This is a genomic window from Halorubrum ezzemoulense (assembly GCF_004126515.1).
Taxonomy (GTDB): Archaea; Halobacteriota; Halobacteria; order Halobacteriales; family Haloferacaceae; genus Halorubrum; species Halorubrum ezzemoulense.
On sequence record NZ_CP034942.1, the window covers coordinates 44,696 to 57,310 of the forward strand.

General features: G+C 53.5%; 9 protein-coding genes. 2 read left to right on the forward strand and 7 right to left on the reverse strand.

Annotation, left to right across the window (positions count from 1 at the left end; genetic code table 11):
• Positions 1-7: 7 nt before the first annotated feature.
• The 5 genes from EO776_RS18660 to EO776_RS18675 form a co-directional block, all read right to left on the reverse strand.
• On the reverse strand, positions 8-625 hold the full coding sequence (locus EO776_RS18660) for a DUF7680 family protein (protein WP_094519821.1): 618 nt from the start codon (positions 623-625) through the stop codon (positions 8-10).
• A complete protein-coding gene (locus EO776_RS18665) occupies positions 622-3,915 on the reverse strand; it encodes an ATP-binding protein (RefSeq protein WP_129452722.1) in 3,294 nt (1,097 codons plus the stop codon). The genes EO776_RS18660 and EO776_RS18665 overlap by 4 nt, the downstream gene beginning before the upstream one ends.
• Complete coding sequence (locus EO776_RS19680) at positions 3,912-4,046, reverse strand: hypothetical protein (protein ID WP_276425098.1); 135 nt, start codon at positions 4,044-4,046, stop codon at positions 3,912-3,914. The genes EO776_RS18665 and EO776_RS19680 overlap by 4 nt, the downstream gene beginning before the upstream one ends.
• Before the next feature lie 456 nt (positions 4,047-4,502).
• The gene (locus tag EO776_RS18670; protein WP_129452723.1) at positions 4,503-5,630 is read right to left on the reverse strand and encodes a hypothetical protein; all 1,128 of its coding nucleotides are present in this window, start codon (positions 5,628-5,630) and stop codon (positions 4,503-4,505) included.
• Between the two features lie 3 nt (positions 5,631-5,633).
• Complete coding sequence (locus EO776_RS18675; protein ID WP_129452724.1) at positions 5,634-6,731, reverse strand: hypothetical protein; 1,098 nt, start codon at positions 6,729-6,731, stop codon at positions 5,634-5,636.
• Between the two features lie 431 nt (positions 6,732-7,162).
• Between EO776_RS18675 and EO776_RS19555 the strand changes: the two genes are divergently transcribed.
• Positions 7,163-7,909 (forward strand): hypothetical protein, encoded by a 747-nt coding sequence (locus tag EO776_RS19555; RefSeq protein WP_246041593.1) that lies wholly within the window; start codon positions 7,163-7,165, stop codon positions 7,907-7,909.
• Positions 7,910-8,398: 489 nt separating this feature from the next.
• Here EO776_RS19555 and EO776_RS18685 read toward each other — a convergent pair whose 3' ends face one another.
• Positions 8,399-8,641: a hypothetical protein gene (locus tag EO776_RS18685; RefSeq protein ID WP_129452725.1), complete on the reverse strand. Its 243-nt coding sequence runs from the start codon at positions 8,639-8,641 to the stop codon at positions 8,399-8,401.
• 24 nt (positions 8,642-8,665) lie between these two features.
• Positions 8,666-9,658 (reverse strand): DUF6414 family protein, encoded by a 993-nt coding sequence (locus tag EO776_RS18690; RefSeq protein WP_129452726.1) that lies wholly within the window; start codon positions 9,656-9,658, stop codon positions 8,666-8,668.
• Between the two features lie 659 nt (positions 9,659-10,317).
• On the opposite strand from EO776_RS18690, the gene EO776_RS18695 reads away from it, so the two are divergent.
• Complete coding sequence (locus tag EO776_RS18695) at positions 10,318-11,646, forward strand: restriction endonuclease (protein ID WP_129452727.1); 1,329 nt, start codon at positions 10,318-10,320, stop codon at positions 11,644-11,646.
• Positions 11,647-12,615: the final 969 nt, after the last annotated feature.

A 12,615-nucleotide genomic window follows, 5' to 3' on the forward strand; every position in this document is an offset into this window, starting at 1 on the left:
AATATCGTTAGATGTGGTCGGCGAGCAGGACGCGAAGTGCTTTCGTACCGCTTGGTGAGGACGGTGAACGAGCCTTGGCGTGCCAGTAGTAGCATTCACCCAGGCTCATCTGGTCGATTCCCTTTGCGACTTCACGGAGACGGTCCCGGCGTCGCATCGGCTTCATCGCACGGAACGCGATCGAGAGCCGAACACCGGCCGCTTCGGGGAGACTCACGCTTGCTGGGTCTCCTGTACAGACGGTCTCGGGATCAAGACTCAGCTCACGGAAGGTGGATTCGATGAGGAAACTCACCTCGTTGAACGCCCCGCCGCGTAACGTCGCGATACGAATCGCACACCAGTCATCCCAATCGTACGCCGCGTCATCTGCCCCAGGAAGTTCGGACGGTGAACGGTCGCCGATAATGGCCTTCTCCAGTTCACGTACTGAGACGCTTACTGCTTTTTGCACTCTCTCGAACCGTTCTCGTCGAGCCGTCGCGATATCACGGGGCGCCAGCTCGTAGAGCGTGATTTCGTGCTGGTCGTCGACCCGATCACGCGTCAACACGAACGTCGGTCGATTCCCGTACGCGCCGGTGGTGAAGGCGAACGAATTCCCCTCGGCGATGCTCTGGCTCATACTTGGCTCACCTCGCTGGATTCGATCACACGGATCTGCGTGTGCATCGTGACGGTGAATGCGTTGTCGACCGCGAGGAGCTCGTCCAGGAGGTCGAAGGTGTCGCCATAGAGACGGTCATCGCCCTCGTCGAACTCAATCGAGAACTCGGCTTCAGCGGTACGACCGCCATCCGGATTCGCGAGATCTTCCGGCTCCATGTTGAATCTAAGATGGCTCGCGAAGACCTCAGGGCGTCCATTGAAATCGACTTCGAACTCCGATTTCGAGTCGGCTCCGTCGTTGGCCTCATAATCGAAGTCCATCGTCGTATCCTCTGCGAACTCCTCATCGTTGCTGAGTTTGTTCGCAGTGAACCACGCGCCCTTCCACGCATCAGCCCCGTCCAGATGGATCCAGACGCCTTCGACGATGGGCGTCAGTTCGTCAGGGTGTCCGTCGTACTCCTCGCGAGCGCTGGTAAGTTCATCCGCGATGTCAGCCCGCATTTCCTGCAGGGCCCGAGAGACGTGGGCGGGCTCAGAGGTGCGAACTTCGATGAGTTTACTGAACGGCTCAGGGTCGTCATCGCCACCTGAACCGCCGCCGCTACTACCGCCAGTCTCCTCATCATCGTCGTCAGTAGTCTCGTCCTCTTGCTCTTCGTCTTCGTCGGGTTCCTCCCAGTCGATCTCACTCCCGACGTCGTCGACCAGCTCATCGAGCGAGGTGTAGAGTGTGTGCGACTGCGAGAGCTTCACGTCCTGATAGCTGAGCCCCGTGTGCAGATTCTTCGCGTCGTCGAGTTCGTGATCGGTTGCCGTGAGCGTCGTCTCGGGGGTGTAGTATCCGGTCTTCTGCTCCTCGTCCCAGTAGGCGTACCCGTCTTCACGGACGAGCTGGGCGATCGTCTTTCGCAGTGGGATGGGTGACAGGAGAATCTCCGCATCCTGGCGTTTCCCGAACTGTTCTTCGATTGCTCTCGTCGTCATCGAGGTCGAGCCGACGTTCCAGATCGTCGCCTCGAACCAGTCAACACCGTAGGCGTCCTCTCCTTCGGGGATGATCGCGCCTGCTTCATCGAGCTTCTCGATGACACTCTGATGGATGGTGCTGTCGGTGGTGACGTTCCGATGAGCCAGGCCATCTCCAGTCGGGAAGTAGAGATGCGTATACGCCTTTTTGATGTCCTGATCGAGCGTGCCCTTCGCGCTATCGAGGCGTTCACCGAGCTTGTCCTGCTGTTCGGTGTTGAGATCGTACTGGTCGTCGAGATTGTTCTGGATGTGTTTGATGGCGGCAACGCGCTCTGCGGTCCGCTTTGCATCAGTCACGTCGTTCGCGCTCGCTGCTAGGAAGACGACATTGTTCTTGAACACCCGTGGCGTCTTCTGTCCACCACTCGACGATGCTGTATTCTTGAATAGCGTTTGGATTGCTTCGGGGACGGTCTCGTAGTCCGTGATGGTGACCGTGTCGAAGTCCATTACGCACAGATGCGCTTCGTCAGCTGTATCCGGGATCTCGTGTGGCTCCTCTGGCCCGACAATCACATTCAGACTGCCCTGACCAAGCGCCTCGTCGAGAGCTTCCTCGAGATGCCGACGGGCAAGCCCATCTTGTAATTGTTCGACGACAGAATCGATGAGTTTTGTGAGGTTCGCCTCTGACTTGAATTGGATTTTCTCACCGTTGTCTCCGTGCAGGTAGAAACACGCAGATCGACGTCCCTCTCCAAGGAGGTTATTGAGCGCGTCGTCGTAGTGCGCCAGCTCGACCTCTGTGTTGGCAATCGCGTGTCGAAGAGGCCGGCGTGTAGTACCGCGTCCCTCAGCCCCTTTTACGATGCTTTTCCAGAGGATTGACGTTGTCAGATGCGTTCCGAGTGGTGGGTGTCCGTTCTTGATCCAGTTCCGGTCCTCTTCCTCTGCGTTCGCCGTGCCATCTTCGGAGAATATGTCGGCTTTGATCGCGGCCTCGAAGTCCATGTCGACCGACGAAAACAGCCGGAGGAGCGTTGAACGAACGTCCCCATCGGAGGGATGCATATCGAACAGACGGACGAAGTGGCGTTGTTGGTAGTCGCTCTGGTGCTGCCAGAGCCGGTAGACCGCGCGAGAGAGGAGCTTGAGCGCACCCCGAGTGCGTTGGAACGATGGGAGGGAGTCCAGTTCCTCTGTGAGTGTATCGATGACCGTCGGGTGGATCGGATAGCTGTCTTCGAGGCGGTCCCGGTGTTCCGGGTTCGTCGCACTATCAGGGAAGGAGTCACGATCACCCGTGTAGAGAGACATGTAGGCATCAACGGTCGCATCGCGCCCATCTCCTGCGACGCTCTCGAACAAGCGGTGTCGCAGGACAGCGGCAACTTCGTTGTCCTCAGTCGGGGTGATGGAGCCCTCGACACGGTCGCTAATACTGTTGAACTCGGAGATGGTCTCGGAGACGAGCCCACGGACATCTTCGGCTTGGTCGGCGAAGGCAGTGTCCGCAATACTGAGGACAACAGTGACCTTGTCGTTATTCTGCGTCGCGGACAGCAGCGACATCAGGAAGGTATTCGTCTGCTTTGCGAGCGTCGAATCCCCGATTTCGACAGCGGCTGCTTGCTCGAGATATGCGGCGATCTCGTCGATGAGGATGAGCGACGGATTGTCGTTCCGCTCGAAGAGCCGCTCGAGTTTGGTTGTTCCTGGAGGCGTTCGGTTCTCGTCGTTTTCCCGCAGGAACTCGTAGCCTTCCCGCCCGAACAGCTGGTAGGCCATTTCCCCCCACATCGTCTTCGTCGCAGGGGCGTCAGGGTTGTCGTAGTTCGATCGAGCGTCCTCGGCGTCGACGTGTGTGCCCACGAAGACAGCTGAGTTGACGTCGAGACCGAGTGCAGCGGCGTCAGTATACTCGTCGGAGATGTCCTGGTCGAGGATGAAGTCAGACAGATCGGGGACAGCACTCGGCGATTCTGCGAGGTGATACGCGGCGATCTGGTTGTGGGTTTTCCCGCCACCGAAGCTAGTGTCGAGTCGGAGAATGCCGTTCGTGCCGGTGTAGTCGTCGTTATGTGCCCCGACGAAACGGGTTGCGAGACGCGTGAGAAGGTCCTGTAGACCAGCCGTGGGGAACGTTTTCTCGAAGAATAGACGTGGGTCAGCATACACCTCTGGCGCATCGTCACTATGAGCAACGTCTGCGAGACTGGCCGCAAACTGGTCCTCGGCGAGTTCACCGGTGAGAACATCTTGGCGCGGCTCACAGGCGTCGAAGATACTCGGTGGTTGATTCGTCGTGCCGGTGGTTGAGGGCGTATCACTCATTCGTTTGCGGGGGTAGTTTTGTTGTCGCGTTCTTTGAGGAGGGTTTTGATTACTGAGTCGATAGACGTGTGGTCTTCCTCTTCTTTTATTTCTTCTAGCTGTTCTTTTGTCCAGTCTTGTACCCGTATCATTGGCATGGCTGGGTCACAAACTGTTTTACTCCTTGAATTACCTGCATAGTGAGTTATCGGAGCGTATACAGACTGTTAACTTAGTGGTTTGGTATTCTAATTGAATGGTTTCGGGTTGCTGAGAGATCCAGACTCGCGCACTTGTGGCCAAACGCGACACACGTGAACAGCCAGATCTCTTAGAAACCATCCGGCTTCGGCACCTTCTCGTATTGGGGCTGGTCGCTGTCGTAGCCGTCTGTCGGACAGGCCTCCTACATCGCCTTGGCAGATTGCTAGGTCGCGTCGGCCACAAAAAGTACCCTGTCGTCCCGCGATCTATTTTGAATCTCTAGGCTCTGTTGAAATTCTCTCCCGCTGATATGTTCTTGGAGCCACGCTGAATAAAGCGCGTGAGTCGGCTACAGGCGAGTCGTCGTAAGGAGTTGGTTGGACCGGTAGATACCGGCCCGGTAGTTACCGTGACTTCTCCTCTGTTTCTTTAGCTGGAACACCCGTATCGAATTCATCAAGCTGCCTCTGCCGGCCCAGCTCAGCAGTAATCCGCTCCTCACACTGATTCCGAAGATTGTCTTTCATCCCCTCAACTCGCCAGTCAATCCACTTATTCTCAAGCACCTGCTCCAAGTCGTCCTTCGCTGTATAGTTCGACACCAATTTCAGATCGGCACGCTCGTCGTCCCACTCAGACAAGAAATTGATTCGTTTCCCAGCTTCAATCAGGTCATCAACGATACCCCCTACACGCTCTTCAGTATAGTTCAGCGAACTGTTCGAGACGTACGTCTCAATATCCGCCCTGTCAACACATGGGTGACGCCCCACAACGCGTCGTGCTTGTACCACAGCTCGTAGCTGATCGACAATAATCGCGGTTGGTAAGACATCTGCCTGCCCTAGACTAGTTTTTATTCGGTCTAACTCCCCGTTTAGCGACGATACGTCGTGTGTGTGTCGCCGGTCTAGTTCCTCTAGCATCGTATCCGGCTCATCAGCCTCCAAATTGTCCGGAAACGAGGTCGGACGCGCCTGCCGAATCCACAGCTCGTCGTGATGAGCGTCCACAACCCACGTTATGAACTCGGCCCCTTGCTCAATGATGGCCTTCGCAATCTTGTCTCCATGATTGACATAAGTCGAAACCACAAACTCCATATGATCAATCTCACTTCCGAGATACTCGTCCTCGATGTGCTCCTTGTGCTTTTCAGCAATCTCTTTACGTTCCTTGAGCTGGTTCACCACGGTGTCGGCACTCGCCGGGATGGAAGACTTCGCCTCTCCGAAAATTACCTTCCCATCTAGGTCCCACAACAGGAAATCGAAGTTCGGAACGCCAAGTTCCTCCAGAGGCTCCGCCGTGAAGAACTTATAACCAGCTGGGCGTTCCTGTACGAACGGGAAGATAGAGTAACTGATTAGCTTCCGGTGTCTGCGCTGAACACTAATTTCCTCAAGTAGGTCTTCCCGCTTAGACTGCTCGGGGAATGTGTCGAGCTTATGCTCGATACACTTGCCGTACAGCCCACGATACTTTGTTTTTTGACCCTCTGGCACCGATTCAGGAGGGTCAACATTCGTCATGCGTTATGCTGCTGATTGGGATTCATACAGCCGCATCTCAGCGCCACCATCCAACAACTGAATCACGGCCAAGTAGAACTCAACCAAAGACGGGAACGAACAGTCGTGTTTCGGGACGATACGCATCGACTCTTCTGTCGCACTCACATTGAACAGGGAACCTCGGTTCTCGTCGGTGACTTGTGCGGAGAAGTCGAGCGACCCTGCTTGCTTGGTGACATCGGTGAAGCTGAAATTCAGGTCATCACTATTCTTCGTTCCTTTGATAAAATTCTCAGCCTGCATTAATGACACCTGTTGATCAAAATCTATCTCACCAGAACTCACCTCTGGCACCTGCACTTTCAGGTTTCCCGGCACCACCTCCCGCTTCTCAAACTTAATCTGGTTCGCCACATCCAGCAATTCGAGGACGTTCACCACAACCTCACTCAGCAGGTCGAACAGTATGTTGAAGCTCTCCTTGTTGACCGTTTCGAGTGTGAATTTACCGGACGTATCGATCCGGATAGAGACATCTTCGTGTTCGTACTGAATGCGGGTTGGAACAACGCCATACTCGTCGCGGAACTCATCAAGTCGATCCCGTCCATCGCCGCCTTTGTACTCGATTTCCCGATCCACATCTGGGCGCGTTCGAGCATCAGCAAGACTTGGCACCCGCTTCGATTTGAATTCGGAAATCCGCATATCGTCGTAGGTGCTGAGGACGATCTCGTTCATTGTCTGGAAGTCCTCAGTCATAATCGGCATCGGCGACAGGCAATCGCTGTGCTCTGAGACCGGGCGTAGAGCCTGTCGAATCGCCTCTTCTGTTTCGGCAGTCAAAACCATCCGGAGGTCGTCCTTGTATTGGCCAAGGTAGAACTTCGCTGGCTGCTCCACACCCTTCCTGTTCCGGTACTCGCCGACGAACTTCGTGATGTCCCCAAGCTCCTCGGTCTCGTAGTGTTGTTTGAGGTAATCTTGCCAGCCCTCGTCGGAGAGGTAGAGAAAGGACTTGATGCGTTGACCGTGGTACCCTTCGAGCACACGCTCTGGTGAATCGAAGATGACTCGGCAGAACTCTTTGAGCGTGTATTGTCCTTCGGGGATGTGCATAGGGGTACCTCTGATTACTCCTTATTGGGTATCGAACAGCAGGAGGTATATTAGTTCCCCCTTCAGAACAAATGTGAAAACCAATAGCTAAGTGTATTCTATTCCCTCAAATTTGGGAATATTGAATACCAACTGCTCTGGGAGATATCATAGCCCCAAATTAGGTGAGCCACACGTAGATACCGTAATCCGAACGAATACCACACTATTACCTCGTGCTGAAGTCACCTTCTGTATCTCGCACGCCGATCCTATCAGCTCTTAACGATTTCAAGAGATCCAATCTCTATTATCGCTTCCACCTGTAAGTGCCGTAGCCCCTCATTCTTACAGGAGGAAAGAAGACGTACAGTTCGCCTTCTCAGCCCGAGATTGGTGATTCATCTGAACCAACAAACAGATACATCAACGATACGTCCGACACGAATCATATGGCTGACGACGCTGACTTACATCCTACCCTCCACCCAGATTACCAGATTGCCGAGCGAGTTCGTCTTCAAATGGAGATGTTTGCGCAAAAGTTCCGTGAGCTCAACGAAGGAGGCCAATTAGCAGATATCCTCCGTAATCCAGGGACACTTCCTGGAGCGCGGGTTGAACAACAACCCGAAGTATTTACTGAGCAGTACTTGATCGAGCCGGTTCTTCACGGGCTCGGATTTCGAAGTCCGACATCCGAAGAGTACAGCGCAGGTGGCGCACACTTCATTCGCCGACCAATAACATATCGTAAGGTGGAACCTCGACAACCGGATTATCTCCTCAAGAATGTCGATGACTCGTTAGTTTGTCTCGTGGAGGCGAAAGCAGCAAACCGTGAGTTAGTACGAGGCTCGAAACAAGACGCTACAGCCGACATTCGGCAATACCTCGAAGAGGATACATTCTGTAAATATCTCCGCGATATCGATCAAAAGTACCTCGTAGGGATTGGCACTGATGGACTCCGGTGGACCCTTTGGATGAAACACCTTGCTACTGGAGAGATCAAAGAAGCCACCCCAAAAGTCGATCTCTCTAGCATTGTGGAACGCGAAGCGATTAGGGCCGAAACAATTGATGGGGATGTTGAGCTGGGGAGAGCTGCTGATCGAAAAACACTCTCAGAAGAGTTCGTCCCTGTTTTTGGAAAGAGAAATCTCAACGATCATGTCCGTAATTCATTTGATGGATAAGCGGCTTCTGTGGTCGTGATTATTGCGCTAATTACGCCCACTCGGTAGCACGACGGACCCTCAACGGACGTTTTTCGACTTGGTCACGCGACATCCGACATCAACTCCTTATGTAACAGATTAATAACAGTAGGAAGCAAGGGCTACATAAGGTGTTGCGACAATATTGAGTAGCTACTATACCCGCCCGATCTCGGCACGCGATTAGCTGTGGGCGGCTTCATTAAAGTCCTTTAGACATGACAAGAGATGCGTGCTGAATACAGGGCGCGTATCTGGCAGCAGAAGCAGACAATCATGCGGGGAGCTACTTGATCAGTAAATCACTCGTCTTGGTTATTGCATCCTTCCTCGCTCTTCGGCTGTAATTTATAGGCGTGACCGTCGTCATTTGTGAGCGTTTTATTCATTCAGATCAAACCGCAGGGATACAGGCAAGAGCTGTCTAATTTAGTGTAGTAGCCAAGAATAAGTCAAAATACGACACCGTTAGAATCCACTGGAGTCCTGAAATAGACTGAAGATCATATAAGCAGCGGTCCCAACACCGGGGATAACCAAAATAAGCGCCCGCCATCCATATTGAGTTATATCCAGCCAAGCAGGGAAGAATGGGTCACCCGGTTGTGGAGCAAATCCGATGTTCACGACGGCCCCGAAGAACACCGCGACGACGACAACAGCAACTACAGCATTAATGAGATTTCTGAGAAACTCAAATATCTTGTCCATGTTAGGTAGCTAGACCTCCGTGATTCACCGATAAATGGCGATAGGTGTAACCGAAATTGAAGGGTAAGACACCTTGAAACCCATCTGAGAAGCAAGACCGTCCACAAGATGGTGAAGCATTCCCAATTGGTCTGAGTCAAGATCTTCCGAACTTTCAATCTCAGTGGGGTCGTTAGTAATGGTATCTACACGTGCAATAAGCGTACAATTCGGAATGTCGCGTTTTTCATACTTTGCCATTAGCTCGACAGGTTTCGCTTCAAGTTTCTCCCCGTCCAGTATTGACCAAACGGTGTGTTCTCGGTTCCCGTCTAAGGGGAATAACTCCGCAATTATCATGTTCTCATACTCTTCTGGGAGAATAGCGGAGAACAAATCCAGAAATGCATTAAATGTCTCTTCCCGGGAATCCCAATCCATTTCTGCGATCTTTGAATCCTCGTCGAAGGCTCCCTCCATGTCGAAGCCCTCAATCCCGAGGCTATCGAGTTTCTGCATCGTACTCATCATCGATACGAACCCATCGAGGAGGTCGAGACTGGTAGACACGTCAGAGAGTTCCATGTCTGCCTGAATACGGATTATATCACCTTCGGAGATACGGTCTCGAAATACGCTTTTATACATCCGTTCTTGAGCACTCTCGCCGGACATATTTGATTTGCTCATAACTGACTCCAAGTCGTGGAACCAGTCTTCCTCTGCATCTTCAAGCTCTGATTCGAGAAGAGTGAAATGGTAGTGGTGAAGCCCCTTCACGGATTCCGACCGCGAGGTGTTGGCCTTGGTTCTCGTGATTTCTCCTTCGACATCCGATCCGATATTGAAAATCGAAGCCATCAATCGCGCTCGAAGGCTCTCAGATTCTTCCTCAAACTCTTCTTGTCCCTCAATTTGTTCCTTGATGTAGCCGCCGCCCATGCGGGCTGAGATAGACTTCACTTGGTCCATATCAAGATAAACGAAACCGGGAACATATCGAGGAGCAAGCTTCTCTCCACCGTCTTCATCGGACATATGTTGTCATCTTCATTCCAATTACATAGATTTAATGACGTGACCCTCTCGAAGAACAGTTAGTTTGGTCTCAAACAAATCATACAAGATGTAACCTCTGTATCTCGCACGCCAATCCTATCAGCTCCTTAGGATTTCACGTATGGAAACGCTGCTAGCTAGCCAAACCACGGCTAACAACAAAATGATTACGCCGTCTGGGGATCTGCTTCTTCCACAGCCGGTAGGCGGTCGAAACGTGTGTGCAGTGCGGTCGCTGTCTAGCGATAGCAGGTGCTAAAGAAGGCCCCGCCGACCGCTGAGGGCCGCCGGTTTGGCGGCCCTCAGCTCCCTCGTCTGTCTGCCCGGCTAGTGGTCATCATCATTCGGAGAGGCGATCGTGTGACTCGGGGCGCCAGCACGTGAAGCAGAGATTCACGTATTCGGGCTTTCCCGGATGCCGCGCGCCGCGGCATCCGGGCTGTAGCGCCCATGAATCGACTTCTTTCGCGCATGGACCAGTCAACAGAACGTGCTCTATGGCACGGAATCCTTATCGGTCTCTTGCGCCCCATATCTTGGTTCACGTTCTCTAGGGATAGCAGCGTTTCCATCGAGTCAACAGAGTCAATGAAGTTGTAGCCAATTATTTGCTTCCCACTAGTGATTTCCACTCAAGCATGACCGGAATCGTGATCCTCCCCGCTGGTCGCGACGACGCGTTTGAGGACTACAAACAGTTCATCCGAGATGGGCACCCAATTGAGGATATTGAGTCCTACCTCAATGACGAGGATCTCGAACTGTTTCAGACGACATCTGACGACGATCTCGTCCACGTCTGGGGGACCTCAGTAGATGGGACGTGGCGGAACGTCGAGCGAAACGACATCGCGCTCGTCTACCACGATGGCGCGTTCGTCGCGAGGGCACAAGTCCTCCAACTCCGACACGACCCCGACCTTGCGGAGTATCTCTGGAAAGAGAACGTTGAACACGGTCGCTGGAACGAGGAAAGCCCCTGGGAGTACATGACTTTCCTCACCGATGTTGAGGAAGTCGACGTCGACATTGAGGAATTCAACGAGCTTGTTGGCTATGACGAGACCTATCGCCCGCAGGGATTCACCCGGGTCGCTGACAAGCGCCTCAACCAACTCTCTGGCGAGGAATCAGTCGAGACTGCCATTGCCGACCTGACCGATGCCGGCGAACGTGTTCACCCCGTCGACGACGAAGACGACGAACCAGCTCCCGACCTTGCTGACCAGCTCCGGGCGGCCAGCACAGATGGGAACGCCCACGAGGAGTTCGAGAAACTCGTTGCGAAGGCCTTCTCTCGGCTGGGCTGTGCCGCCGACTGGATCGAAGGAGGGGGTGACACCGACGTGGAGATCCGATCCCCCGAACACGTCGTTGTCGAAGTGAAGGCCCGAGGGAATGGGCGAGTCAACTCGCTAGAGGTCACAAACGTGGACAAACACCGACGCCAGCGTGGAGCCGATCACGCCATCGTGGTCGCCCCAGGCTTTGCTCCGAAGGTGATCGATAACGCCGAAACGACCGAGCTAACGACCATCGCCGTTGACGACCTCGTCGAGCCCCTCGATCGCCGGGACGAGTATGCCGTCCCACCCGAGGAGATACTGGCCCTCTTGACACGCTCAGGAGCCTTCCAAGACGACAGGCTCGACCTCCTCGATGAGTACATCCAGGACCGGATCGATGCTGGAGAGACCCTACTTGCGGTCATCCAGGCCCTCGAGCGTGCCGATGGAGCCGTAGAGACAGCGGAGGACGTCCGGTGGATCGTCGTGGGCATGGAGGACTCGAACGATATCCCAACCACCGAAGAGGTTCGATCCGCCCTCCAACTTCTTGCGCATCCCAGCGTAGGTGCCGTCGAGCAGGATGGAGAAGGGTATCGGGTGACGACTGGCTACGAGAACGGAATAGAGTTGGTTCGATCTCTTGGAGAGATCGTCCAACCACCGGGAAGGGAGGAGTAGATTGGGGCGATCCGGCCTCATCCTGATTACGCCGCCTCTTTCGTAGTCCCCTTGTTCTCTCGTGAATAGCTTCGGAAATGGTGGTGTGCGGATTCCCGCGATCACTCGTCAACAAAAGCTGCGGAAACGGTGGAGAGTTAGACGCGATCTATACCAGTTATTGAGCCCACACACCACTGCTTCAAGTGAAACAACAGACTCCATTAGCGATGGGTCTTTTCAGCAGTTTTCCATGAGAGCGAGCGATCTTAACCAACATACTTCAGGTTTTGCTATCTTTGTTGGTTAATCACAGCATCCTGCTGTCTAACTACCGAACGTCGGATATTACCTCGATCATACACTTGTCGGGTACAGATTTCTCTTGGGCGGCGATCTGGTTTCACACTATAGAGTCGGTGCTGCCAGTCGCTGTGATTGGCAAGAGGAGTGCGGGTCGTAGTGGGTGTGCTGGAAGAGGTTGATCGCCTACGTCCCCACACACCGGCACTTCGAGTATTTCAAACAGTACACCAGTAGATCGACGCTGAGATCCAGCCGCTCTCACACACTATCCGTTCGAGTGTAACCACCGACGCGGTCGCGAACAAAACTGCTCTCAGCGTTTGGTAAGAGTCTGAGCAACCGCTATCGGAGACACACCCACCACTGTTTCACGAATTTAGCGAGAGTATCGGAGAATGAGAGTCATAAACCTATCTGGAGAGAGTAGATTCACGAATTCGGTTCCGGGGCAAGAGAGACGCTAACTCATATAAATCCGCCTGACACCCACCAGTGTTTCAGGAATTAATTCAGCTGGACGAACACCATTCCCTAGAGTTCGAGTGAGTGCGTTACTCAAAACAGGAAAGTAGTTAACACTCGATTTTGGAGACGTGAGAAACACTACCCCGGAAGAATAGAGACCACACACGTCTCTCAAGAACTCCTCGGAGGAAGTAAACATGACATTCACGGATGAACAGT